This window comes from Nocardiopsis sp. CNS-639, from assembly GCF_000381685.1.
Taxonomy (GTDB): Bacteria; Actinomycetota; Actinomycetes; order Streptosporangiales; family Streptosporangiaceae; genus Nocardiopsis; species Nocardiopsis dassonvillei.
In genome coordinates this window covers 1-23,830 of sequence record NZ_KB906871.1, presented here as the reverse complement: position 1 = coordinate 23,830, position 23,830 = coordinate 1, and the positions used below count along the sequence as shown (strand labels likewise).

22 protein-coding genes and 2 rRNA genes are annotated in these 23,830 nt (G+C 74.0%); 7 read left to right on the top strand and 17 right to left on the bottom strand.

All coding sequences use genetic code 11. The features are described from left to right. Positions 1 to 265: 265 nt before the first annotated feature. The 11 genes from G011_RS0122795 to G011_RS0122740 all read right to left on the bottom strand — a co-directional run bounded on the left by G011_RS0122795 (position 266) and on the right by G011_RS0122740 (position 12,654). Entirely contained in the window at positions 266 to 1,297 is a 1,032-nt protein-coding gene (locus tag G011_RS0122795; RefSeq protein ID WP_026338567.1) for a TerC family protein, read from the bottom strand. A 331-nt stretch (positions 1,298 to 1,628) separates the two neighbouring features. After that, positions 1,629 to 2,711, bottom strand: a complete 1,083-nt coding sequence (locus G011_RS0122790) for a glycosyltransferase family 4 protein (RefSeq protein WP_019610500.1) — start codon at positions 2,709 to 2,711, stop codon at positions 1,629 to 1,631. Beyond that, on the bottom strand, positions 2,708 to 4,330 hold the full coding sequence (gene murJ / locus G011_RS0122785; RefSeq protein WP_026338566.1) for a murein biosynthesis integral membrane protein MurJ: 1,623 nt from the start codon (positions 4,328 to 4,330) through the stop codon (positions 2,708 to 2,710). The genes G011_RS0122790 and murJ overlap by 4 nt, the downstream gene beginning before the upstream one ends. A 10-nt stretch (positions 4,331 to 4,340) precedes the next feature. Then, positions 4,341 to 5,186 carry a hypothetical protein gene (locus G011_RS0122780; RefSeq protein ID WP_369757421.1) on the bottom strand — a complete coding sequence of 282 codons (846 nt, stop codon included), beginning with the start codon at positions 5,184 to 5,186 and terminating at the stop codon, positions 4,341 to 4,343. Between the two features lie 362 nt (positions 5,187 to 5,548). Continuing rightward, complete coding sequence (locus G011_RS0122775; RefSeq protein WP_019610497.1) at positions 5,549 to 6,679, bottom strand: copper transporter; 1,131 nt, start codon at positions 6,677 to 6,679, stop codon at positions 5,549 to 5,551. Continuing rightward, complete coding sequence (steA, locus tag G011_RS0122770; RefSeq protein WP_019610496.1) at positions 6,676 to 7,848, bottom strand: putative cytokinetic ring protein SteA; 1,173 nt, start codon at positions 7,846 to 7,848, stop codon at positions 6,676 to 6,678. The genes G011_RS0122775 and steA overlap by 4 nt, the downstream gene beginning before the upstream one ends. Before the next feature lie 211 nt (positions 7,849 to 8,059). Beyond that, entirely contained in the window at positions 8,060 to 9,769 is a 1,710-nt protein-coding gene (gene recN / locus G011_RS0122760) for a DNA repair protein RecN (RefSeq protein ID WP_026338565.1), read from the bottom strand. A gap of 68 nt (positions 9,770 to 9,837) precedes the next feature. Next, entirely contained in the window at positions 9,838 to 10,764 is a 927-nt protein-coding gene (locus tag G011_RS0122755) for an NAD kinase (protein WP_013154043.1), read from the bottom strand. Between the two features lie 112 nt (positions 10,765 to 10,876). Then, positions 10,877 to 11,677: a TlyA family RNA methyltransferase gene (locus G011_RS0122750; RefSeq protein WP_019610494.1), complete on the bottom strand. Its 801-nt coding sequence runs from the start codon at positions 11,675 to 11,677 to the stop codon at positions 10,877 to 10,879. Positions 11,678 to 11,679: 2 nt separating this feature from the next. After that, positions 11,680 to 11,877: a hypothetical protein gene (locus tag G011_RS0122745; RefSeq protein WP_013154045.1), complete on the bottom strand. Its 198-nt coding sequence runs from the start codon at positions 11,875 to 11,877 to the stop codon at positions 11,680 to 11,682. A gap of 30 nt (positions 11,878 to 11,907) precedes the next feature. Beyond that, the gene (locus G011_RS0122740) at positions 11,908 to 12,654 is read right to left on the bottom strand and encodes a hypothetical protein (protein ID WP_019610493.1); all 747 of its coding nucleotides are present in this window, start codon (positions 12,652 to 12,654) and stop codon (positions 11,908 to 11,910) included. Between the two features lie 196 nt (positions 12,655 to 12,850). On the opposite strand from G011_RS0122740, the gene G011_RS0122735 reads away from it, so the two are divergent. Both G011_RS0122735 and G011_RS0122730 read left to right on the top strand, forming a co-directional pair. After that, a complete protein-coding gene (locus tag G011_RS0122735) occupies positions 12,851 to 13,201 on the top strand; it encodes an SCP2 sterol-binding domain-containing protein (RefSeq protein WP_019610492.1) in 351 nt (116 codons plus the stop codon). A gap of 50 nt (positions 13,202 to 13,251) precedes the next feature. Continuing rightward, positions 13,252 to 14,529, top strand: coding sequence for a DUF1015 family protein (locus tag G011_RS0122730; protein ID WP_019610491.1), 1,278 nt, complete (start codon positions 13,252 to 13,254; stop codon positions 14,527 to 14,529). Here G011_RS0122730 and G011_RS0122725 read toward each other — a convergent pair. Further along, a complete protein-coding gene (locus G011_RS0122725; RefSeq protein ID WP_026338564.1) occupies positions 14,510 to 16,033 on the bottom strand; it encodes a serine hydrolase domain-containing protein in 1,524 nt (507 codons plus the stop codon). The two genes, G011_RS0122730 and G011_RS0122725, sit on opposite strands and share 20 nt — an antisense overlap. 187 nt (positions 16,034 to 16,220) lie before the next feature. On the opposite strand from G011_RS0122725, the gene G011_RS0122720 reads away from it, so the two are divergent. Together G011_RS0122720 and G011_RS0122715 are read left to right on the top strand one after the other, a co-directional pair. Continuing rightward, the gene (locus tag G011_RS0122720; RefSeq protein ID WP_019610489.1) at positions 16,221 to 17,027 is read left to right on the top strand and encodes an aminoglycoside N(3)-acetyltransferase; all 807 of its coding nucleotides are present in this window, start codon (positions 16,221 to 16,223) and stop codon (positions 17,025 to 17,027) included. A 152-nt stretch (positions 17,028 to 17,179) separates the two neighbouring features. Then, positions 17,180 to 18,187, top strand: a complete 1,008-nt coding sequence (locus tag G011_RS0122715) for an HAD-IIA family hydrolase (protein WP_019610488.1) — start codon at positions 17,180 to 17,182, stop codon at positions 18,185 to 18,187. 17 nt (positions 18,188 to 18,204) lie between these two features. Here the strand turns inward: G011_RS0122715 and G011_RS0122710 are convergent, their stop codons facing one another. After that, positions 18,205 to 18,633: a single-stranded DNA-binding protein gene (locus G011_RS0122710; protein WP_019610487.1), complete on the bottom strand. Its 429-nt coding sequence runs from the start codon at positions 18,631 to 18,633 to the stop codon at positions 18,205 to 18,207. A gap of 326 nt (positions 18,634 to 18,959) precedes the next feature. Here G011_RS0122710 and G011_RS0122705 point away from each other — a divergent pair, with 326 nt between their 5' ends. Both G011_RS0122705 and G011_RS0122700 read left to right on the top strand, forming a co-directional pair. Then, complete coding sequence (locus G011_RS0122705) at positions 18,960 to 19,961, top strand: MBL fold metallo-hydrolase (protein ID WP_019610486.1); 1,002 nt, start codon at positions 18,960 to 18,962, stop codon at positions 19,959 to 19,961. Between the two features lie 162 nt (positions 19,962 to 20,123). Next, positions 20,124 to 21,059, top strand: a complete 936-nt coding sequence (locus tag G011_RS0122700; RefSeq protein ID WP_026338562.1) for a GNAT family N-acetyltransferase — start codon at positions 20,124 to 20,126, stop codon at positions 21,057 to 21,059. On the opposite strand, the gene G011_RS0122695 is transcribed toward G011_RS0122700, so the two are convergent. Then, positions 21,049 to 21,471 (bottom strand): NUDIX domain-containing protein, encoded by a 423-nt coding sequence (locus tag G011_RS0122695; protein WP_019610484.1) that lies wholly within the window; start codon positions 21,469 to 21,471, stop codon positions 21,049 to 21,051. The two genes, G011_RS0122700 and G011_RS0122695, sit on opposite strands and share 11 nt — an antisense overlap. 65 nt (positions 21,472 to 21,536) lie before the next feature. Beyond that, positions 21,537 to 22,265: a hypothetical protein gene (locus tag G011_RS32190; protein WP_019610483.1), complete on the bottom strand. Its 729-nt coding sequence runs from the start codon at positions 22,263 to 22,265 to the stop codon at positions 21,537 to 21,539. Between G011_RS32190 and G011_RS32185 the strand changes: the two genes are divergently transcribed. Beyond that, a complete protein-coding gene (locus G011_RS32185) occupies positions 22,230 to 23,213 on the top strand; it encodes a hypothetical protein (protein ID WP_196808535.1) in 984 nt (327 codons plus the stop codon). The genes G011_RS32190 and G011_RS32185 overlap by 36 nt on opposite strands. A 306-nt stretch (positions 23,214 to 23,519) precedes the next feature. Here the strand turns inward: G011_RS32185 and rrf are convergent. Together rrf and G011_RS0122675 are read right to left on the bottom strand one after the other, a co-directional pair. Next, a 5S ribosomal RNA gene (gene rrf / locus G011_RS0122680) occupies positions 23,520 to 23,635 on the bottom strand. Between the two features lie 104 nt (positions 23,636 to 23,739). Continuing rightward, positions 23,740 to 23,830: ribosomal RNA gene (locus G011_RS0122675) — 23S ribosomal RNA — on the bottom strand; the annotation flags it as partial.

The following is a 23,830-nucleotide window of genomic DNA, read 5'->3' as shown; positions in this document are numbered from 1 at the left end:
CCGTGTGGAACTTCGCGTGCGGCGGTCGGGGCCTCCCGGAGACCGCCCGGGCCCCGGAGACGGGCCGCTGAGGAGAGGGGGGAGGACGCTCGCCTCTCCCGCCCGTCCAGCCTAACGACCGCCGACGACGGTTTCTTCCACCTCACAGAACAAGGTGGCACCCCGGCGCCGGAGCGCTCAGGGTGCCACCACTATAGACGAACAGCTGTTCGAATCCGGCCGTTTCCCGGAATGTCCTCGACGCGCCCGCGGGCCCGCCGTCCGCTCAGGAGCGGTCCGCCGGGGAGTCGACGGAGGGGTCGCGCTCGGTCTTGAGCTCGGGGTTCTTGCGCTCGTCGGCGCGGGACTTGATCAGGCTGCCGACGATGGTGATGGTCATGATGCCCAGGATGACGGTCAGCGACAGGCCGATGCCGACCTCGGGCACGTGCACGCCGTTCTCGTGCAGGGCGTGCAGGATCATCTTGACGCCGATGAAGACCATGATCGCCGACAGGCCCCAGCTGATGTAGGCCAGGCGGTCCATCAGACCGGCCAGCAGGAAGTACAGCTGGCGCAGGCCCAGCAGGGCGAAGGCGTTGGCGGTGAAGACGATGTAGGCGTCCTGGGTCAGACCGAAGATCGCCGGGATGGAGTCGACGGCGAAGACCAGGTCGATCATGCCGATCGCGACGATGACCAGCAGCATCGGCGTGATGTGGCGGCGGCCGTCGAGCTTCACGGTGAGCTTGGCGCCGTGGTAGTCGTCGGTCACCGGCCAGAAGCGCTTGAGGAGGCGGACCACCGGGGTCTGGGTGAAGTCCTTCTCCTCCTCGTCGCCCTTCATGTGGTCGCGGACGATCTTGTAACCGGTGTAGATCAGGAAGGCGCCGAAGAGGTAGAAGACCTCGCTCCAGGCGTTGATGACCTGGGCGCCCAGGACGATGAAGATACCGCGCATGACCAGCGCGATGACGATGCCGACGAGCAGGACCTCGTGCTGGTACTTCTTGGGCACCGCGAAGGAGCCCATCAGGAGGTAGAACACGAAGAGGTTGTCGATGCTCAGGCTCTTCTCGGTGACGAACCCGGCGAAGTACTCGGCGCCCGCGGCGCCTCCGCCGAAGTACCAGACACCGAAGCCGAAGATGATGGCGATGCCGATGTAGAAGGCCGCCCACCAGGCGGCCTGCTTCATGCCGAACTCCTGGGGGCCCTTCGTCTTGCTCCAGGGATGGTCAACGATGATGAGGTCGACCACCAGGATGGCGACCATGGCGCCGATGGTGGCAGCCCACAACCACAAGGGAACGTTCACGGACGGTCTCTCCTCCGGTCAGTGCGCGCGAGCGGTGTGCACGCACGTCGAACCACCGGAGGTCTCTCCCGCTCGCAGCGAAGCGCTGCGAACCGGCGGCACCGGGAGGACGACTTTGTCCGCCGTGATGACGACACCGCCGCGACAGGGATACTCCCCTCACGTGTCAGGCCAGGATACCGGTGCCACACCGTGGGCGGCACACACCGGACCGTAGTCCAGGATGACATCTCCACCCCCGCGAGGTGAAGTCCCGGTGGAGGTGGCATCGACCGCACCCCGGGGACAGGTCCACCCAACCCCGGGGCCATCCCGCCCCTCGCGCCCCACGTCACCGCCGCAGCACCGCCTTGTACACGCCCGCGGCGGCCTCCACCGCGTCCTCCTCGCTCGGCAGCGCCTTGGCCGCCTCGCGCGAGCGCGCCCGCAGGTCCTCGGCCAGCGCCGGGTCGTCCAGCACCCGGCCCACGGCGGCGGCGAAGGCCGCGGGATCCCCCGGCGGCACCATCAGCACCGTCCCCGAGTACAGGTCCGGGATGCCGCCGACCCGTGTGGAGACCACCGGCAGCCCCGCGCGCAGCGCCTCCATGATCACCAGCGAGGGCCCCTCCCACTGGCTGGTCAGGCAGAACACGTCCGCCGCCGCCAGCAGGTCCGCCACGTCCGCGCGGTGCCCCAGCATGCGCACGTCCGCGCGCATCTCCGCGGCCGTGTCGTGCAGCTGCCCCCACAGGGGCCCGTCCCCGGCGATCGCCACCACCGGTTCGGGGCGGCGGTCGGCGATGGCAGGCGCCGCCGCCAGGAGCATGTCCAACCCCTTCTGCTCGGCCAGGCGGGCGACGGTCAGCAGCAGCGGCCGCTCCGGCAGCACCGCCAGGTCGGCCCGGGTGGCCTCGCGCCCGTTCACCGGAGCGCCGGTCTCGGGAGCGGCCACCACCGCCAGCCGCGCGTCGCGCGCCCCGACCGAGCGCAGCCTGCGCACCAGGTCGCCCGACACCCCCAGCACCACGTCCGCCCGGTGCGCCACGATCCGCTCCAGCACCGGGTAGGCCGCCGACAGCGCCCCCCGCACCAGCGGCGGCGCGTTGTGCGCGGTCACCACCAGCGGAGAGGCGCCGGCCAGCGCGCACAGGGCCCCGGCCCGCAGCCCGTGCGCGTGGACCACGTCCGCGCCCCGGGTCAGGGCACGCAGGCGCAGCACCGCGCCGGGATCGCCCGCGGAGGGCGCCGCTCCGATGCCGACCGGGGAGAAGCGCATGCCCTCCGAGGTGAAGCCGAACTCGCGCTCGGCGGAGGCCGGGCCCAGCACCGCCACCCGGTGGCCGCGCGCGGCCAGGCCCGCGCCCAGCGAGCGCACGTGGCGACCCACCCCTCCACTGCTGGTACCGATGACCAGCGCGATCCTGGCGTTCAACGCCTCTCCCTCCTGCGTTCGAGTACGGTCCCGACCCGGTCGGCGACGGCACGCACCGCCGGACGGTCCACCACCGCCGCGACGGCCGCGTAGACGGCCAGCGCCGCCGTCCCCGCCACCGCGGCCGCCGCCACCGTCTGCCACACGCCGTCCGCGGGCAGGGCCGCGGCCACCGCGCGCCCCGCGGTCCACCCGACCACACCGCCCAGCGCCGCGGCCAGTACCGAGCGCGCCACACCCGTCAGGGCCGCGCGCCCGTGCGTGCGCGCCACCGCTACGCACAGCAGGACCGCGGCCAGGCTCAGGCCGACCGTGCTGGCCGCGCCCAGCCCGGCGATGGACCAGCCCTGCGGCAACAACCACACCAACACCCCAGCACACAACATCACCACCAGCCACCCCACCACCTGGGCCGTGGCGGCCAGGCGCCCGTGATGCGAGGCGTACAGGGCCCGGCTGAGCAGGGCCACCAGCCCGAAGCCCACCACCCCGGGAGCGTAGGCGAGCAGGGCGCGCTCCAGGGTCAGCGGATCGTGCTGGGCGAAGACCAGGGCCACCGGGGCCGCGGCGGCGGCCAGGGCGGTGCCCACCCCCGCGGTGACCACCACGCAGGCGCGGGCGCCGCCCGCCACCAGGGAGGCGTACCCCGGCCGGTCGTGTTCGGCGTGCGCGACCGCCAGGGCGGTGAACGCGCTGGTGGCGATGGGCACCGCGATCACCCCGTAGGGCAGGGTGAACAGGGCCCAGGCGTAGGTGTGGAGCACGGCCGCGCCCGCGCCGCCGCCCCGGTTGGCCAGGGCCACGAACAGCAGCAGGCACAGCTGCATGGCCGCCAGCGGCAGCAGGGAGGCCAGCGCCAGGGAGCGCACGCGCCCGCCCACCCCGGGCGGGAAGGTCAGGCGCGGCCGGGGCCGCACCCGCAGCCGCCGGGCGGGCCCCACGACCGTGAGGAAGAGCGCCGCCGCCCCGGCGGTGGTGCCCAGGGACAGGGCGAGCTCGGCCGCCAGCGGCAGGCCCGCCACGTCCTGGCGGTGGTCGGCCCCCAGCGGCACGAAGGCCACGTAGGCGGCGATGACCACCAGGCTGGACACCAGCGGGGCCAGGGCCGGGGCCAGGAAGCGGCGGTGGGACTGCAGGACGCCGTAGAGCACCGAGGCCAGGCCGTAGAGGACGATCTGCGGGGCGAAGACCGCGAGCATGCGGGCGGACAGCCCGAGCAGCGCGCCCCGGTCGCAGCCCTGGCCCGCGCCCAGCATGAGCGACATCGCCGGAACCGAGACCAGGGCGAGCAGCGCCGACAGCGGCACGGCCAGCAACAGCACCCAGGTGATGAGCGCCGAGGCGGTGTGGCGCACCTGCTCGCGGTCACCGCGCTCGGCGGCGGCGGCCAGCACCGGGACGACCACGGCGGTGAGCGCCCCGCCGATGACGATCTCGAACAGGACGGCGGGCAGCTGGTTGGCGGTGACGTAGGCGGTGCCCAGACAGGTGTCGCCGACGGTCTGGGAGAAGACCACGGTGCGCCCGAACCCCGCCAGCCTGGCCCCCACGGTGACCACCGCGATGAGCGCCGCCGCCGTGCCTACTCCGCGCGTCACCCCCTGGATGGTACGGGACACCGTGGCCGTCTCACTCGTGCCTGCCCCAGCGGTCGAGGCGGCGCAGGGCCGGAACGCGGTCGATGACGCGGGAGAAGCTGACGCGCTCGCTGGCCAGGGTCAGGGCGGCGACCCCCGCGAGCAGGGCCGCGCGCACGGGACGGGGAGCCCGGGCCGCGGCGGCCGCGCCCAGGGCGGCGCCCAGGGCGTTGGCCCCAGCGTCGCCGAGCATGGAGCGCTCGGCGAGCTCGTCGGGCAGCAGCGCGGCCGAGGCGCCCACGACGGGGCCCAGCAGCGGCGCGGCCGGGGAGGCCAGGGCGGGGGCGGCGGCGAACAGCGCGACCTTGGCCGCGCGTCCGGGGCGCAGGTCGAACAGGTTGAGCAGGTTGGCGCTGGCGGCGATGAGCGCCCCGTCCAGCACGGTGTCCAGCGGCGAGCGGCGCAGCAGGCGGGCGGCGGCGACCCCGGTGGCCCCGATGCCCGCCATCTTGACCATGCCGGTGGTGACCCGGCCGCTCGCCAGGGCGCCCAGGTGCCCGCGCAGGCCGCGGGCCCGCGAGGAGCCCGCCAGGTCGTCGTAGACCCCGAAGGCGGCGGCGCCCGCCGCGGCCAGCACGGAGGCGGCGCGCACACGTGGGCCGGGGCCGGGCACGAGCAGGACGGCCGCGCACACGCCGCAGGCCAGCGCGGGCCCCTGGCGCAGGGTGACGCGGCGTCCGCGGAAGTTGGTGCGCAGCCACACGTCCGTCGCCTCGGCCGGGACGGACGCGTTCCGCGCGTCCGGTGCACGCGGTGCGACGGACGCACGGGGGGCGCCGGGTGTGTCCGACACGGCAGGTGTGCGTGGTGCGACGGTGGTGGCGAGTGCGCCGGACACGCGTGGCGTGCCGGACGGACTCGTGGCCTCCGGTGCGCGCTGGGCACCGGACACGCATCGCGTGCCGGACGCGCCCGGCGCGTCCGGTGTGCGCGGTGCGGCTGACATGCCGGAAACATCGCATGTGTCCGGTGTGTCAGGTGCCTGCGGGGCGACGGGCGTGCCCGGTGCGACGAACGCGTCCGACGCGCCGGGCCCGGCGGCACGGACGGCTTCGTGCCCGGTGGTACGGCCCCGGGTGAGCAGGGAGTAGGCCGTGGAGGCCGCGGCGGCTCCGAGCAGGGCGCCGGTCAGGCCCTGGGCCAGGAACCGCGCGGCGGCGGACCCGGGGTCCGCGAGGGGGACAGGGGCGGTCAACGGTGTCACTCCCCGTCCCGGACGGTGCGGCGGGCCTCGTCGGTGCCGCCGCCCGCGTCGCTCGCGCCGTCGCTCCCGGTGGGCTCCGGCGATGCCTCGGAGGAGTCCGCGGAGTCTTCGGAGGCCTCGCGCGGCTCGGGCAGCGGGTCGGGGAGGAAGCCCGCCACCCCCTCGCCGATGCCGTACGCTCCCCCGGCCTCCTTCAGGTTCTGGGCCAGGGCCAGGATCGTGATGACCTCGCCCATCGGGCGGCTGGCCACGTCCACGGTGGCGAAGGCCGCCTCCGCGGCGCGCGCCTGCGCGAGCATTCCCTCGCCCCGTGCGGAGGGCCCGTCACCGGCCACGACGGTGGCGCCGACCTCCCGGTGCAGGGCCGTGGTGATCGTGTTCAGCACCGCGTTGGCGGTCTGCGGGTCCTGGCCCTCGGGCGAGGACCCGCCCGAGGGCGCGAGGACGACCACGGCGTCGGAGGACTCGGCGGGGTCGCCCTCGACCGTGATCAGCCCGCCCTCGGTGAAGGCCTCCAGGACGGCCGCCGGGTCGTAGCCGCCGTCCCCGCCCTCCCCCGCCTGGGCGGACGGGGACTCGGACGGGGACGCCTCCTCGTCACCGGATCCCCCCTCCCCGGAGGGGTCCTCCTCCACGGCGGCCAGGGCGCGGCCGATCTCGGCGCCCGCCTTCTCGTGGGGGCTGCCGGACAGGTCCTGGGGGTCCTGGGTGATCTGCAGGGCCAACTCGTCGACGAAGGTGGCGTTGCCGCCGTCCAGGAACGCGTCGCTGATCTGGACCCGGCCGACGACCTCGCCGCCCGCCTGCTCCACGCGCCCGGCCAGGGCGTCGGCCGTCTCGGTGTCGGCTCCGGGAGCGCTCACCACCACCACACCGAGGTCGGTGAGCAGACCGGCGAGCGTGTCGTCGGACACGGCCTCGGCCATCCGGTCGGCCCCGGCGTTGACCTGGTCGGCGGCGTCGCGCTCGGCGCGCAGCTCCTCGCTCTGGCTGCGCAGGTCGGCGGTCTCGGACTGGAGCGTGTTGAGCAGCGGGTCCTGGAGCATGGTGGTCCCCAGGACGAGCCCCACGGTGAGCGCGAGGAACACCGCGACGATGGACACCAGGTGGTAGCGGAAATCGATCACGTCAACAGCCCTGTCAACCAGTAGGAGAACGCGTCCCAGCGCGCCGCGAGAAAGGTGAGGTAGACCTGGCCCGCCGGTGAGCTGTAGGCGGCGACCACGATGGTGAGCAGGCAGGCCGCGACCAGCCCCAGCAGGGCCCAGGGGGAGATGCGCGAGCGGTACAGGCGGCTGACGCCCTTGGCGTCGACGAGCTTGCCGCCCACCCGCAGCCGGGTCAGGAAGGTGCTGGCCATCCCCGCCCGGCCCTTGTCGAGGAACTCCTCCAGGGTGGCGTGGGTGCCCACGGCCACGATGAGCGCGGCGCCCGCGCCGTCGGCGAGCATCATCGCCACGTCCTCGCTGGTGCCCGTGGCGGGGAAGACCACCGCGCCGTGCCCCAGGTCGGTGAGCCTGGGCAGGCCCGGGGCCCTGCCGTCGCGGTAGGCGTGCACGACCAGCTCGGCCCCGCTGGCCAGCGCCCGGTCCGAGACCGAGTCGAAGTCGCCGACGATGATGTCGGGCTTGTACCCCGCCTCCATGACCGCGTCCGCCCCGCCGTCCACGGCGATGATGACCGGCCGGAACTCGCGGATGTAGGGCCGCAGCGCCGCGATGTCCTCCCGGTAGTGGTAGCCGCGGACCACGATGAGGACGTGGCGGCCCTCGATGTCGGTCTCGATGGTGGGGATGCCGATGCCGTCCAGGAGCAGGTCGCGCTCGTGCTGGAGGTAGGCCATGGTGTTGGCCGCGAAGGCCTCCAACTGTGTGGCCAGCCCCGCGCGGGCCTCCTCCATCGCCGCTCTGACGGTCCCCTGGTCCTGGAGGGTTCCGCGCGCGACGACCTCGTCGCCGCGGTACAGGGTGGCGCCCTCCAGGCGGAGCCGCTCGCCGTCGCGGACGCGGGTGAACACCTCGGGGTCGACGTCGTCGACCAGGGGGATCCCCGCGTCCACGATCATCTCCGGCCCCTGGTTGGGATAGCGGCCGCTGATGCTCGTGGCGACGTTGAGGACCGCCGAAACACCGCAGCCCACCAGGGCCTCGGCGCTGACGCGGTCCAGGTCGACGTGGTCGATAACCGCGATGTCGCCCGGTCGCAGACGTTTGGTCAGGTTCTTGGTGCGCCGGTCCGAACGGACGGGCGCGATCAGCCCTGTGGGAGCGTCCGCCCGGGTGCGGCGGAACCGCATGACTGTGGCGCTGAGCGCATCCGATACCTTCATCGCTGGCATACTGTCAGAACTCCCCTACGGAGAGTCATCACAGCTGTGAGATCGGCGTGTTCTGGTCGAGACCGCCGACCTCACCCCGTTCCGGGACGACCACGGCGACCTGCCCGCCCACTACCCCGAAACGCCAGAAGGTCACACATCCGTTCCGAACGTGCACACAACGCCCAGGTCAGGCGGCCGGATAGGCACGTTCCGGATCGGCGTTGGTGAGCAGCTCCTCGGCGTGCGCACGGCCCAGCTCGGAGTCCTCCAGCCCCGCGAGCATCCGCGACAGCTCCCGGACCCGGCCCCCGCGGTCCAGCCGCACCACACCACTCTCGGTGACCAGGCCCTCGGTGGACTTCTCCACCACCAGGTGGGCGTCGGCGAACGCCGCGACCTGCGGCAGGTGCGTGACGACGATGACCTGCGCGCGCCGGGCCAGCCGGGCCAGCCGGCGGCCGATCTCCACCGCGGCCTTGCCGCCCACACCCGCGTCCACCTCGTCGAAGACGAACGTGGGCACCGGGTCGGCACCGGCGAAGACCACCTCGATGGCCAGCATCACGCGCGAGAGCTCACCGCCCGAGGCGCCCTTGTGCAGGGCCAGGGGCGGAGAGCTGGGGTGCGGGGCCAGCAGGACCTCGACCTCGTCGCGGCCGTGCTGGCCGAACTCCTCACCCGTGGTGATGCGCACGCTCACGCGGGCGTGCGGCATGGCCAGAGCGGTCAGCTCCTCGGTCACCGCCTCCCCGAAGCGGTCGGCGGCCTCGGTGCGCACACGGGTCAGCTCGGCGGCGAACAGTTCCATGCGCTCGTGCAGCTCGTCGGCCTCGGCGCGCAGCGCGTCGATGCGCTCGTCGTCGCCCTCCAGGTCGGCCAGCCGCTTGGCCGCGTTCTCGGCCCAGGCCAACACCTCGTCCGTGGTCGCGCCGTACTTGCGCGAGAGCGAGGTGAGCAGCGCGCGGCGCTCCTGCACCAGGGCCAGACGGGCGGGGTCGGCGTCCACCGACTCGGCGTAGGAGGCCAGCTCGGTGGCGGCGTCGGTGAGGATGTAGGAGGCCTCGTCCAACCGCTCGCCGATCGCGGCCAGCTCGGCGTCGTGCTCACGCACCGCCGCCACGGCCTGCCGGGCCGCCGAGAGCAGCGCGGCCACGTCCACCTCCACGTCGGAGGCCGGGTCCCCGGCCAGCGCCTCGTGGGCGGTGGTGGCCGCCACGCGCAGGCTGTCGGCGTGCGCCAGCCGCGTCTCCTCCGCGAGCAGCTCGGCGTCCTCACCGGGCCGGGGCTCGGCGGCGGCGATCTCCTCCGCGCCGAAGCGGAGCATGTCGGCCTCCTGGGCGCGCTCGCGCGCCTGCTCCACCAGCTCCTCCAGCTCCGCCGACACCTCCCGGTGGCGCCGGTAGGCCACGGTGTACTGCTTGAGCGCCTTGGTCAGCGGCTCGCCCGCGAAGCGGTCCAGGGAGGAGCGCTGCCGGTCCGAGCGCAGCAGGCGCTGCTGGTCGGACTGGCCGTGCACGGCGACCAGGTCGTCGGCGAGGTAGGCGAGCAGGCTCACCGGGGCGGACCGGCCGCCCATGGTGGCGCGCGAGCGGCCCTCGGCCGACACCGCGCGGGTGAGGATGAGGACGTCGTCGTCGATGTCGCCCCCCGCCTCCAGCACCCGGGCGGCCACCCGGCCGCCCGAGGGGACGGTCAGGCGCCCCTCCACCACGGCCCGGTCCGCACCCGGGCGTACGCGCTGGGGGTCGGCCCGCCCGCCGAAGAGCAGTCCGAGCCCGGTGACGACCATGGTCTTTCCCGCGCCGGTCTCGCCGGTGACGACGGTCAGCCCCGGTGACAACTCCAAAACGGCGTCGTCAATGACTCCGAGCCCCTGGATACGGACTTCTTCGAGCACCGATCCCTCTCCTGTAGTTGACGCCACTGCCCACACGCGCGCACGACGCGTCCGGCCGCGCGGGCCGGTCAGCGGCCGTGCTCGCTACGGCCCCGCCATCCGGCGACCGACAATCCGAACTTGGCCACCAGCCGGTCGGTGAACGGCGCCCGGTGCAGTCGGGCCAGCCGAACCGGCGTGTCGGCACGGGTGATCTCGATTCGTGCCCCCGCGGGCAATTCGACCATACGCCGTCCGTCGCACCAGAGCACGCCCGGCGCCGTGGCCGGGACCACCTCCAGGGCCACGGTCGCGTTCGGCCCCACCACCAGGGGCCGCGCGAACAGGGCGTGCGCGCTGAGCGGCACGACCATCAGGGCGTCCACGTCCGGCCACACCACCGGGCCGCCCGCGGAGAAGGCGTGCGCGGTGGAACCCGTGGGGGTGGCGCACACCACACCGTCGCAGGCCCAGCGCGAGAGCGGACGTCCGTCGATCTCCAGGACAGTCTCCAGGATGCGGCGCGCCTCGCCCTTCTCCAGGGTCGCGTCGTTGAGCGCCCAGTTGCGCACGGGCGGACTCCCGTCGCCCCGGCCCCCGTTGAAGACCGCCACGTCCAGGGTCATGCGCTCCTCGACGTCGTAGTCGCGGTTGACGACACTGCGCACGGTCGCGCCCAGGTCCTCGCGCTCGGCCTCGGCCAGGAACCCCACGTGGCCCAGGTTCACCCCCAGCAGGGGCGCCCCGGCCGGGCGCGCGATCTCCGCGGCGCGCAGCAGGGTGCCGTCACCGCCGAGCACCATGACCAGCTCGACGCCCCGGGCCGCCTCCCCCGGTTCCACGACCTCGACCGGGGAGAGCACGCAGTCCTCCGCGGCCAGTTCCTCGATCTCGTTCTTGAGCATGCGCACGGTCAGCCCGGCCCGGCTCAGGCTCTCGTGGACCAGTTGGGCGCTGCGTACCGCGGCGGGCCGACCGGTGTGGGCCAGCAGGAGAACACTGCGTCCGCTGGTCATCGCCGTCCCCTTACGTTCACTCCCCGGCGGGGAGTCTGAAGTGCTGGCCGGGGCGTTCGCCGACCCGGCCGGGTCACGTTACCGGACTCCTGAGACACGCTCGCCACGGTCGCTAACGCGGCCCCTCCTCCACGGCCCGGGCCAACGCGTCCGGGTCCAGGGGCGCGGCCCCCGCGCGCATCCACAGGAAGTACTCGACGTTGCCGGAGGGGCCCGGCAGGGGGCTGGCGGTGACACCGACGGTGCCCAGCCCCAGGGTGAGGGCGTGCGCGGCCACGTCGGAGACGGCCTCGGCCCGCAGCTCCGGCTCGCGGACCACTCCCCCGGCGCCGACCTTGTCCTTGCCCACCTCGAACTGGGGCTTGACCATGAGCAGGAAGTCGGCGTCGGCGGCCACGCAGTCCCGCAGCGCCCCCAGCACCAGGCGCAGCGAGATGAACGACAGGTCGCCCACGACCAGGTCGGGACGGGGCTCGCCGATCTGCTCGGGGGTGAGCTCACGGACGTTGACCCGCTCCATCACGCGCACGCGGTCGTTGCTGCGCAGCGACCAGGCGAGCTGGCCGTAGCCCACGTCCACCGCGGTGACGTGGGCCGCCCTGCGGCGCAGCAGCACGTCGGTGAACCCGCCGGTGGAGGCGCCCGCGTCCAGGGCCCTGCGGTCGGTGACGTCGAACTCGAAGGCGTCGAGGGCCCCGATGAGCTTGTGGGCGCCGCGGGAGACGTAGGGGGGCTCGTCGGAGGGCGGACGGACCACGATGGGCTGGTCCTGGCCGACCTGGGTCGCGGCCTTGGAGGCCACGATCCCCGCGACCTTGACGAACCCGCCCTCGATGATCTCGGCGGCGTGTCCACGGGAGCGTGCGTGCCCGCGGCGGACCAGTTCCGCGTCGAGCCGGGTGCGTTTTGCCATGGTTACCGAGGATACCGGGGCTGTTCGGGGGCGCCGGCGCCCTGGTCGAGCGCGCCGAGCACCCCGGACAGCTCCTGGTGCAGGGTGTCGAAGACCGCGACGTGCTCGGCGGTGGGCAGGGACTCCAGCGACGCCAGCCGCTCCCTGGTGCTGCGCAGGGTCTGCTCGGCCAGTGCCTGGGCCTGCTCGTTGGGGTCCATGCCTCTCCCGGTGTTCTCGCTGGTCCGACTCTACTTCTTCGTGGTGCCCCTGCTCTTGGTGGTGCGCTTGGCGGCGGTGCGCGCGCGGGCCGTCTTGGCCGCGGTACGGGGCTTCCTGGCCGCGGCCTTGTCGGCGTCCTGGGCGGCGGCCCCGTCGTCGGCAGCGGCACCCGTCGTGTCCGCGGAGGCCTCCGCACCGCCGTCGGCCGCCTCCTGCGTGTCCCGGTCCCCGGTGACCTTCGCGTCCCCCCCGGTCGCGGCTGCGCCGGATCCGGCCTTCGCCCCGGAGTCGCGCTCCTCGGACTCGGCCGCGGCATCCTCCCCGGACCCGGTGGACACCTCGGACTGGGAACCGTCGGTCTCCGCGGCGGCCACGGGGCGCACCGGCGAGGACGCGCCCGCCTCGACGGGGGCCAGAACGCGCTCGACCGCGTGGCGGGCGGCCAGGCGGCGTTCGAGTTCGGCGACCCGGCGCACCAGACGCTCGTGGTCGGCGCGCGGCACGACGTCCATCCGCTCCAGCTGGCGCCCGACCTCGGAGCGGACCAGGTCGGCGATGGCCGCGCGGTTGGCCTGGCTGGTCTCGATGAGCTCCCCGGCCAGGTTCTGGATGCTCTGCCCCACCCGCGGCGGCAGGCTCTCCCCCTCCGCCGCGACCGGCGCGGCGGGACCGTTCGCCCTGAGCAGGGCCTTGGCCGCGGCGACGGCCTGCTTGCGCGAGAGTTCGGTGAGGCCACTGGCGGCATCGAGGTAGGTGCGTACCGCGTCGACGACCATGATGACAAGTGCTCCTTGGTGGGACCGCGAAAGGGGAAGGGGGGCGCGGGCAGGGCGAGCCGCTGCGCGACGGGGGGCCGTGGCCAACGCTACCGGGACCGAACCGGCGTTGACACGCGAACTCCCAAGACCGCCCCATTCGTCCCGATGGCACCACAAGGACGCGAACGCCCGGCGCCTGGGGCATGATGTGGCCATGAGCAGCATCGACACGTGTCTCGCCGGCATCGAGAAGGTGAACCAGCGCATCCTCGCCCAACCCGACGAGAAGCGCCGCAAGTACATCCGTGAACGCTCCCTGAGCGTGGAGGTCCCCGACCTGGAGGCCGTCTTCGACATGCGGCTCACCCTCGACGGCCTGGTCGACATCACCCACCGCCCCGCGGACCGGCCCGCGCCCCGGGCGCAGGTGCGGATCACCGTGGCCAGCGAGGACCTGGTGGCCCTGGCCGAGGACCGCCTGGACGCGGCCAAGGCCGTGTTCGGCCGCCGGGTCAGGATCGACGCCAGCGTCGGCGACCTGCTACGCGTGCGGAAACTCCTCTGAGCCGACCGCGCGGCGCCCGAACGGCGAACGACGACGGGTACCGTGCTGGGATGCCACGCCAACCTCTCGAACTGGCGCCCTTCCGCGGTCTGCGCTACGCCGACCCCGACGCGGACCGCTTCGTCGACGGGGAGTTCGACCTCGCACGACTCCTGGCCCCTCCCTACGACATCCCCGACGCCGACGAGGCGCGTGCGCTCCAGCGCTCCGACCCGCACAACGCCGCGCGGGTCACCCTGCCCTTAGAGCTGAGCCGCCAGAGCCCCGCCGGGACGGGAGGGGCCGTGCCGCGCCGCTACCGCACGGCCGCCGGCCTGCTGCGCAGCTGGATCGACGACGGCGTGCTCGCGCTGGACGCGCGACCGGCGCTGTACGTGTACGAGCAGGTCACCGCCGACGGGCGGCGCCAGCGCGGACTGGTGGGCAACCTGCGCCTGCCCGAGGAGGGCGCCGAACCCGCCGTACGCCCGCACGAGGACGTGGCCGACCCGCCGGTACGCGACCGGTTCCACCTGATGGGCCTGGCCCGGGCCAACCTCGAACCGATCTTCCTGGTCTACCGGGGCGGCGACGGGTACGCGTCGGCCGCCACCGAGGCGGTCGCGGGCGCCCCGCTCACGCACGCGCGCACCCGCGACGGAGCCGAGCACCGGCTGTGGGCGGTCACCGACCCCGCCGTGCTGCGGCGGATCAGCGCCGACCTGGCGGGCCGGTCCGCGCTGATCGCCGACGGACACCACCGCTACGCCGCCTACCGGCGCCTGCGCGCCGCCCACGACGCCCCGGGCTGGCGCTACGGGCTGGCCCTGCTCGTGGACAGCGACACCCACCCGCCCCGGCTGGGCGCCATCCACCGGGTGCTCCCCGGCCTGGACACCGACGCCGCGGTCGAGGCCGCCCGCACGGTGGCCTCCGTGGAACGGGTCGCGGGCCCCCGCGCACACGCCCTGGACCGGGCGGAGGCGCCCGCCCTGCTGCTGGTCTCCGCCGAGGGCGACGCCCACCTGGTACACGGCTTCGACGAGCGGGTGCTGGAGCGGGCCATGCCCGACCGCTCCCCGCAGTGGCGGCACCTGTCCACGGCCGCCCTGCACCAGGTGCTGCTGCCGCTGTGGGAGGTACCGGAGGAACGGGTGCGGATGGTGCACGACGACGCGGCCGAGGCGGTCGCGGCCGCCCGCGACGAGAAGGGCACGGCCGTCATCGTGCCCGCGCTGCACGTGGAGCAGGTGTACGCGGTGGCCGACCGCGGGGAGCTGACCCCCCGCAAGTCCACCTCGTTCGGCCCCAAACCGCGTACGGGTCTGGTCATGCGCCTCCTGGACTGAGGGAGCGGCCCCGGACCGACCGCCGCGCTCCGACCAGGCGGGCCGCCCGGGCCGCGTACACCACGGCGAAGGCGAGCGCGGCGGCCACCAGCAGGGCCAGGGCGGTGGGGGCCAGGTAGAACGTCTGCCCCCAGGTCATGTCACGGCCCTGGGCCAGCAGCGCCGCCAACCGGTTCGGGAACACGGCCGCGCCGATGACGGCCAGCCCCGGCAGCAGGCGCACGGCACCGCGCCACCGGGGGCGCATGCGGACGACCTCCGCCCAGGCGTCGGCGCGCCGCACACCCCGCTGGGCGAGGTAACCGGTCAGCCCGACCAGGGCGACCAGGACCAGGTCGAGCGCCAACAGCACCGGAGCGGTCGGCGCGGCGGGATCCCCGCCCTCGGCCAGGGCCACCAGCCCGTGCAGCAGCGCGGAGGCGTCGGCGCTGCCCAGCCCGGTGTTGGCCATCACCGCGACGCCGTACCCGCTCCCGGGCAGCAGCGCCTGGTGGGCGGTGTAGGTGAACTGGATGCCCCCGTGCGAGACCATGGGGGCGCCCTCCGGGCTCTCCCCGGCGTTCCAGCCCAGCGCGGTGTCGCCTCCCGCGCCGCCGACCGGGGTGTGGGTGGCGGTGATCCCCTCCTCCGACAGGACGCGGGCGCCGTCGGCTCCCCGTCCCCCGTTGTTCTGCGCGATCAGCCAGCGGGCCATGTCGTGCGCGGTGGTGACCATGCCGCCCGCGCCGTTGAAGTAACTCTGCGGCTCGGGCACCGCGACGGCCGCGCCCAGGACGGCGACGTGCCCCGGGGCCGCCCCCGCCGCGAAGACCTCCTCGGCGGTGTCGACGGTGACGGTGTCGTCCATGCCCAGCGGCGTGAACACGCGCTCGTCCATGTACTCGCCGAAGGCCCGGCCGCTGAGGACCTCCACCAGCCGGGCCGCGACGTGGTAGTTGGGGTTGTGGTAGTGGAACTCGGTGCCCGGATCGGCGGCCATCCCGGAGTCGGCCATCCTGGCGAGCGCCCCCTCCAGGTCCTCGGCCGCGGAGGCGCTCTTCTCCCGGAAGGAGGTGTCGGACATCCCCGAGGTGTGGGTGAGCAGTTGGCGGACGGTGACGCGGTCGGCGCGCGGGTCGTCGAGGGTGAACCCCGGCAGGTGCCGCGCCACCCGGTCGTCGAGCGCGAGTGCGCCGTCCTCCACGAGCTGCATGACGGCGAGCGCGGTGAAGGCCTTGCTGACCGAGGCCACACCCATGGGGGTGTCGGCGGTGATCGCCCCACCCGCCGAGTCGGTGCCGTAGCCCGCCGCGCGCACCACCTCGGTGCCCCGGGTCACGGCGACGGCGGCCCCCGGCAGGGGTGAGGCGTCCAGGTAGTCGGACACGTAGGCGTCCACGGCCTCGGGGGCCAGCGCACCCGGGTCCGTGTCGGGGACCTCGGCCCGGGCGGGGGCGGCGGTGAGCAGCAGGAGGGCGGCGGCCAGGCCCGCCGCCGCGATTCTGGTCAGGGACATGGGAACCATCGTGCTCGGCGCGGCCCACCCGGGACCACGGTGCCGACCGTACGCACACCCTGGGGTTTTCCCCACCCCCCGCACCCCGGCGCGCCTCCCCCGGACCCGGCCTCCCGATATCCACTGGCCCGGCACCGGCCGCCTGCTGTACCCATGGTGATCTGCTCCGTTCCCTTCCAACCGAGGAGTCCCCAGCGTGCCCGCCGAAGCGAAGAACCCCGGCCGACCCCAGACCCGGGCCTCCCTGGCCCGCGACCTGACCGCGCTGGGGGTCGCGCCCGCCGACACCCTCCTCGTGCACACCTCCCTCAGCGCACTGGGCTGGGTGTGCGGCGGTGAACAGGCCCTCGTGCAGGCCCTCATGGACGCCGTCGGCTCCCGGGGAACGCTCGTCGTGCCCACCCAGACCATGGACAACACCGACCCCGCCGGGTGGCGCGACCCCCCGGTCCCCGAGGACTGGTGGCCGGTCGTCCGCGCGCAGGCGCCCGGGTTCGATCCGCGCCTGACACCGAGCAGGTACATGGGCCGCGTCCCGGAGATGGTGCGCACCTGGCCGGGCGCGGTCCGCAGCGCGAACCCGCAGACCTCCTTCGCCGCGCTGGGCCCCCGCGCCCGCGACCTCATGGCACACCACCCGGTCGACTGCCGCCTGGGCGAGGACTCCCCGCTCGCCGCGCTGGAACGCGTCCGGGCCAGGGTCCTGCTGCTGGGCACGGGGTTCGACTCCTGCACCGCCTTCCACCTGGCCGAGTACCGCATCCCCCGGCCCCGCCTGGAGCGGTCCGGGTGCGCGGTCCTGACCCCGGACGGCGGCCGGACGTGGGTGGACTTCACCGACGTGCTCCTGGACGAGGGGGACTTCGCACGGCTGGGCGCCGACTTCGAGAGCACCGGGGCCGTGACCTCGGGCCCGGTGGGCGAGGCCACCGCACGGCTGTTCTCCCTCCCGGGAGCGGTGGCCTTCGCGTCCAGCTGGATGACCGTGAACCGGGACAGGTGACCCCCGCACCGGAGCATCCGGCGCCCGGCGCGGTGCCGGTGGGTCAGCGACACAGCGCACACCCCGGCCCCGGGCGGCCGGTCCCGACCGAGGGGACCCGCGCCATAGCCTGGGAGACGACCACCGCCATCACACGGAACGGGTTCTCCGCCATGTCCCTGCTCGCCGCAGACCGCCCCCTGAACGAGATCCACGACGCGATGCTCCTGGACCTGGACGGGGTCGTCTACATCGGCCCGCGGGCCGTACCGGCGGCACCGGAGGCGGTGGGCAAGGCGCGGGCCGCCGGAGCGCGGGTGGCGTTCGTGACCAACAACGCCGGGCGCACCCCGGCACGCATCGCCGAGCACCTGACCGAACTGGGCGTGGGCGCCGCCCCCGAGGACGTGGTGACCTCCGCGGAGGCCGCCGCCCGCCTGGTCGGCGAACACCACCCCGCGGGTTCGGACGTACTGGTGGTGGGCGACACCGCGCTGCGCCAGGCGGTGCGCAGGATGGGACTGCGCCCGGTGTCGGTCGACAGCCCCTCGGTGGTGGCCGTGGTGCAGGGCTACTCCCGGCACATGACCCGCGACCTGCTCGACCAGGGCACGGTCGCGGTCCGGCGCGGCGCGTTCTACGTGGCCAGCAACAACGACGCCACCGCACCCAGCGAGTGGGGCCTGACCCCCGGCAACGGGTCCTTCGTCCGGGTCATCGCCAACGCCACCGGGGTCGAACCCGTCGTCGCCGGGAAGCCCATGCGCCCCCTGCACGAGGAGGGCATCCTGCGCACCGGAGCGCGCAACCCGCTGATCGTGGGCGACCGGCTGGACACCGACATCGAGGGCGCGACCGCCCACGGCGCGGCGGGGATGCTGGTGCTGACGGGGGTGGCCACTCCGATGGACGCCCTCGCCGCACCCGAGCACCAGCGCCCCAGCTACCTGGCGTGGGACCTGTCGGGCATGAACCACACGCACCCGGCCGTCGTCCGCGAGGGCGACCGCACCCGCTGCGCGGGGTGGACGGTGACCGTCACCGGCGGCGCACCACGCATCGAGGGGACCGGGGACCGGCTGGACGGGCTGCGCGCGCTGTGCGTCGCGGTCTGGGCGGACCGGTCGGCGGACCCGTCCGGCCCGGCCGCACGCGAGGCGCTGTCCCGCCTGGGCTGGTGAGCCCACGCGGCGGGCCCTCACCGACGCACCGCCCCGGCCGCGGGGCCCTCGGCCGCCCGGACCAGGATCGCGGTCCTGGCCTCCACCTCGCACACGCTGCGTACGCCCTCCCGGCCGCGCCAGGTGCGGCGGCGCAGTTCCCCGGTCATCCGGACCACGTCGCCCAGCCTCCAGGCGCGTATCCCCTCGTGCAGGTCGCGGTCGAAACTGGTGCAGGTGATCGAGTCGGAGCGGCGCCCGCGGTAGCGGCTGTCGCGGGGGCGGGCCACACAGACCCGCCAGGTGGCCAACCGGTCGCCGCTGGGCAGCTCGCGGATGAGGGGCCGGGCGGTGATCCGCCCGGCCACGAGGATCTCGTTGCGGTGCTCGGACTCACACGGGTCCTGCCGCGGGGGCGGGGTGTCGGGGGCGGTCCGGCTCGGGGCGACCGCGGACTCCTGCTGCATGTGGACGTCCTCCCATGGGTGAAGAGCGAGGAGACGGGCGCGACGCGGAGCAGGGGCGCGGGGCAGGAGACCGAAGGTCCGGCCATCCGCGTGCGGTGGGGGCGTGCGCTCTCCCACCAGGATCCCCCGGCGAGGGTCCGGGCGAAAGGCCCGGCGCGAGGCTGTGGACAACCCGTCCCGGCACCGGCCGCGCTCCGCGCACCCCTCCGGCGAGGACCGGGCCGAGCCCCGCCCCGACCAGCCGTGACACCCTTGTCCTAGAGTCGGATCCTGTCCGGTTCGGCCCCGCCGAACCCCACGACGACCGAGGAACAGGGGTGCTTGCAGTGCACGACGACGTGGACGTGAGCGGTCTGCCCGAGGGGATCACCCCGCTGGGCGACGACATCTTCGCCATCGACACGATGCTCGCCGGATACCCGGGGATCGTGTCGAGCTACCTCATCCGCTCCCAACGGCCCTGCATCGTCGAGGTCGGCACCGCCGGTTCCGCGCGGGTCCTGCACGAGGCCGTCACCCGCCTCGGGCTGGCGCCCGCGGACCTGGCCACCATCGTGGTCACCCACATCCACCTGGACCACGCGGGCGGCACCGGAGACATGGCCGCCCTGTTCCCCAACGCCGAGATCGTCGTGCACGAGCGCGGTGCCCGCCACCTGGCCGACCCGAGCAGGCTGATGCGCAGCGCCGAGATGGTGTGGGGCGACCGGCTGGACAGCCTGTTCGGACGGATGAACCCCACCGAGGCGACCCGTATCCGGTCGGTGGCCGAGACCGGGGAGATCGACCTGGGCGGCGGACGTCGGCTGGTGACGCACTACGCCCCCGGCCACGCCAAGCACCACATGGGCCTGGTCGACACCCTCACCGGCGACCTGTACGTCGGCGACGCGCTGGGCGTGTACAAGCCGCTCACCGGAGAGGTCAGCCCGGCCACGCCGCCGCCGGACTTCGACATGGAGGCGTGCCTGCGCACCCTGCGGCTGTTCGGGGACATCGACGCCCAGCGGCTGATGTTCTCCCACTTCGGCGCGGTCACCTCGGTCCCCGAGACCCTCGACCGGGCCGAGTCCGAGCTCCGGCTGTGGGTGGAGACGGTGCGCGAGTCCCACGGCAGCACCGGCGACCTGGACCACGCGATCGCCATGGTGCGCGACAAGGTGGTCTCGCGCTACGCGCCGATGCCGCCGGAGCTGCCCGCCGAGTCCGCCGCGATCCTGGACACCCTCAGCGGTGCGGAGGCCAACGTGTCCGGCATCGTGCACTGGCTGGACAGGCTCGCCCGGGAGCAGGCCGAGGCCCGGGCGGCGGAAGAGGAGCACTCCTGAGCAGTCCCGGGCGGCCCTCGCGGTCCCCGGCGTCGGAGCGCGGACGTCCGCGCTCCGACGCGGAGGCGCGGAGCGTCCAGCGGCGCACGGCCGCCGGACGCGGCGCGCGGACCGCGGGAAAACCGGGTGCGCCCGCCGGGCCCCGGACCTAGTCTCACCCCCATGACGACTCAGATCCGCCCCATGGAGCGGGCCGACATCCCCCGGGTCCTCCCCCTCCTACGCGCTGTCCACCCCTGCCGCGTGCTGACCGCGGAAGCGATGCGCTGGCGGGCGGAGAACCCCCTGCCCGGCATTCGTGAGACCACTCTGCTCGCGGTGGAGGACGGGGCCCCGGTGGGTTTCCTGCGCTCCGCGCTACGCTGCGACGGTGAGGGCCCCCGCAGCGGCCGGTCCCTCCTCGCCACGGTCGCCGCCTCCCACCGGGACACGGACGTGGGCGCGCGCCTGCTGGACGCCTCCGAGCGCCACCTCGTCGAGGGCGGAGCCGAGGTCCTGCGGACCGAGGCCGCCGAGGAGGGCGTCCAGGCCGGGGGCGAGGCCTTCCGGCGGACCGTGCTGGAGCGGGGGTACACCCCGGAGGACACCCACCGCGTCCTGGGCCTGGACCTGGCCGCGCTACCCGCCCTGCCGAAGGCTCCCGAGGGCGTCGAGCTGCGGCCCTTCGGCGACTACGCCGACGACCCGCGCGAGATCTACGAGGTCGACAGGCTGGCCAGCCTGGACGAGCCGGGCGCGGACTCCTGGTTCCCCTCCTACGAGGGGTGGCGCAAGGACGTGTGGGAGCACCCGCTCCGCGCACCGGACCTGTCCCTGTTGGCACTGGTCGAGGGCGTGCCGGCCGCCATCACCTGTTACGTCAGCGACGGGGAGGCCCGGATGGAGTCGTCCATGACCGGCACCCTGCGCGAGTTCCGGGGGCGCGGCCTGGCCGGGTACGCCAAGGCCGCGGCACTGCACCGGGCGCGTGAACGGGGCATGCGCTACGCCTACACCGGCAACCACGAGGACAACGCGCCGATGCTGGCCGCGAACCGGCGGCTCGGCTACGCCCCGGTCGGTTCCGAGACCGTCTACGTCCGGCGGCTCAGGGGTTAGCGGACGGCCCCGGCGGCGCCCCGGGCAGCCCCAGCTCCCGGAGCAGGTGGGCGTAGAGTCCGTCCGCCCAGGAGAGTTGGTCGTCGGAGGGCAGGACGTCGAAGGCCCGCACCTCCACGGTCTCGAACTCCCCGGTCAGCGGGGCCAGCGCGGTCACCTGCGCGTGGGTGACCACCGTGACGTGACCGCCGGAGAGCACGTAGTGGCCGACGGGTCGGATGTCGCCGAGGGTGGCGCCGGCCTCCTCCCGGGCCTCGCGGCGCGCGGTGTCCTGGAGGGTCTCCCCCGGTTCGGCGTGACCGCCGGGGAACTCCCAGGCCCGGCGCCGGTTGCGCACCAGCAGGGGCCGGTCACCGGTGTAGGTCAGGCACACCACGGAGTCGTGAACCTCGGGGAGGACCCCCAGACGCACGACCGCACCGCCGAGCGGAGCGTCTCCGCCCGGCGGTGCGGTACCACCGGTTCCGTGGAAGGGACTCAGTCCCGGTCCTCGCGGCCACGGTGCCGTTCGTCGCGGTCGCGCGGGGACGCGTCCTCCTGCGGCTCCTCCAGGGGTTCCTGCTCCTCGGCGTCGGTCCAGACGATGCCGTCCTCGGCGTCGTAGTCGACCAGCTCCATCCCCTCCAGGGCGGCCAGCCGCTCGTCGGCGTCGGTGACGCCGTCACTGTCCACGGCCGAGGCGCGCGAGAAGTACTCGCGGGCGTCGTCCTCGCGGCCCAGTTCCTCCAGGACGTCGGCGTAGGCGTAGAAGAGGCGGGCGACCCACGGACGGGCGCGCCTCTCCTTGAGCTCGGGCACCTGGAGTTCGGCCAGGGCGGCCTTGGTGTCGCCCATGTCCCGGCGGGCCCCGGAGGCGACGATGCGCAGCTCGATGCGCTCGGCCGCGTCCAGGTCCTTGGCGGCCGGGTCGTTGGTGATCTCCAGCGCCCGTTCGGGACGGCCCAGGCCGCGCTCGCTGTCGGCCATGATGGCGAGGAAGTTGTCGCGTCCGCTCATCCGGCGTGCGGCGCGCAGGTCGGACAGGGCCTCCTGCCACTTGCCCACGGTGTAGGCCGCCACACCGGAGGCCTCGCGGACGCCGGGAACGCGCGACGCCTTGCGGCGCGCGTAGGCCGCGTGGGCGTAGGCCCGCTCGGGGTCCTCGTCCAGGAGCATGCCGGCGGCGACGATGTGCTTGCCGACCAGTTCGGCCAGCGACTTGGGCAACGAGTGGAGGTCGCGCCTGGTCTCGGGATCGAGCTGGGAGTAGCTGACCTCCGCCGGGAGCTGGGGCGCGACGTCGGCCGGGTCGCGGTCCTCGCGCGGCGCACGGCGGTCGTCACGCCGGTCGTCCCGACCGCGGAAGCCGCCGCCCCTGTTGTCGTCGCGGCCGCGGAACCCGCCGCCACGGCGGTCATCCCCGCGCCCGCCGTCCCGGAAACCGCCGCCTCGCCGGTCGTCACGGCGCTCTCCGCCACGGAACCCGCCGCGGTCGTCACGGCGGTCCCCGCCACGGAAACCACCACGGTCGTCCCTGCGGTCGTCACGGCCGCGGAAGCCTCCGCGGTCGCGGTCCCCGCCACGGAAGCCGCCCCGATCATCCCGCCGGTCCTCGCGGCGGTCGTCCCTGCGGTCGTTACCGCCACGGAAGCCTCCGCGGTCGTCGCGACGGTCCCCGCCACGGAACCCACCGCGGTCGCGGTCATCGCGGCCACGGAAACTCCCACGATCGTCGCGGCGCTCTCCGCTACGGAAGCCACCCCTGTCATCCCGGCGGTCCCCGCTGCGGAAACCACCACGGTCCCGACTGTCGCGGCGTTCTCCGCCGCCTTCGCTGCGAAAGCCGCCTCGGTCATCGCGTCGTTCGTCACGACCCCGGAAACCACCACCGCCGCGACGATCGTCGCGACCCTGGTAGCCCCCGCGGTCACGGTCGTCACGGCGGTATCCTCCGCGCCGGTCGTCACGACCTCTGTCATCTCTGGAACCGCTGTAGCCGGACCGGGCGCGGGGTCCGTCACCGCGTCCCCGACCACCAGGTCCACCGGAGCGGTAACCGCCGCGCTCGTTGGCTCCGGAGTCCTCGCGGTCTCCCGATCGGCTGTCCTCAGTCATCCAACCCGTCCGTCAACACTCAAAAGCGCTGCCACCTTGAGCAGTAGCAGCGCGTCATAGTACTCGTGCCTTCCAGCTTACGACATGGTGTCGCCGCTCATCACCAGAGCGCAGGTGCCCAACGTCCTACTTTCCCGACAGCGGTCTGCGCACACCGGAGCTGGTTGTCCACAGGACGCAAGACGCTCTGGCACCGCCACCCCCACACCCGGTTGACTAGAACACGGGGGGCCCACCCCCACCCCCGCACCCCCACTCTGGCGTTCACAAACGCACAAACACCACCACAAAAAAGAGGCCGCCCCCACCGACAACCCCACACAAAAAGAGGGGCCGCCCCGCAAGGCGACCCCCCTCAACAAAAAACCGTGGCAGCGACCTACTCTCCCACCCCACCACAGGGCAGTACCATCAGCGCAAAGAGACTTAACGACCGGGTTCGGAAAGAGACCGGGTGTGACCCTCCAGCAATAACCACCACGGAAACCACACACCACCCACCCGACTCCACCCACCCCAAGAGGCAGGGAATCACCGTGAGCAGCAAGCTCCGTGAAAAATGTGCGCGAACATCCAATTATCTGCAGCGGACAAGCCCTCGGCCTATTAGTACCGGTCAGCTCCACCCCTCACAGGGCTTCCACACCCGGCCTATCAACCCCATCGTCTATAGGGAG

Coding starts and splice junctions, on each gene's coding strand:
- G011_RS0122730 (WP_019610491.1), top strand. CDS start 13,252: ATGCCACGCCAACCTCTCGAACTGGCGCCCTTCCGCGGTCTGCGCTAC.
- G011_RS0122710 (WP_019610487.1), bottom strand. CDS start 18,633: ATGCAGCAGGAGTCCGCGGTCGCCCCGAGCCGGACCGCCCCCGACACC.
- G011_RS0122740 (WP_019610493.1), bottom strand. CDS start 12,654: ATGGTCGTCGACGCGGTACGCACCTACCTCGATGCCGCCAGTGGCCTC.
- G011_RS0122735 (WP_019610492.1), top strand. CDS start 12,851: ATGAGCAGCATCGACACGTGTCTCGCCGGCATCGAGAAGGTGAACCAG.
- G011_RS0122755 (WP_013154043.1), bottom strand. CDS start 10,764: ATGACCAGCGGACGCAGTGTTCTCCTGCTGGCCCACACCGGTCGGCCC.
- G011_RS0122725 (WP_026338564.1), bottom strand. CDS start 16,033: ATGGTTCCCATGTCCCTGACCAGAATCGCGGCGGCGGGCCTGGCCGCC.
- steA (WP_019610496.1), bottom strand. CDS start 7,848: ATGCGGTTCCGCCGCACCCGGGCGGACGCTCCCACAGGGCTGATCGCG.
- G011_RS0122750 (WP_019610494.1), bottom strand. CDS start 11,677: ATGGCAAAACGCACCCGGCTCGACGCGGAACTGGTCCGCCGCGGGCAC.
- G011_RS0122700 (WP_026338562.1), top strand. CDS start 20,124: ATGACGACTCAGATCCGCCCCATGGAGCGGGCCGACATCCCCCGGGTC.
- G011_RS0122715 (WP_019610488.1), top strand. CDS start 17,180: ATGTCCCTGCTCGCCGCAGACCGCCCCCTGAACGAGATCCACGACGCG.
- G011_RS0122745 (WP_013154045.1), bottom strand. CDS start 11,877: ATGGACCCCAACGAGCAGGCCCAGGCACTGGCCGAGCAGACCCTGCGC.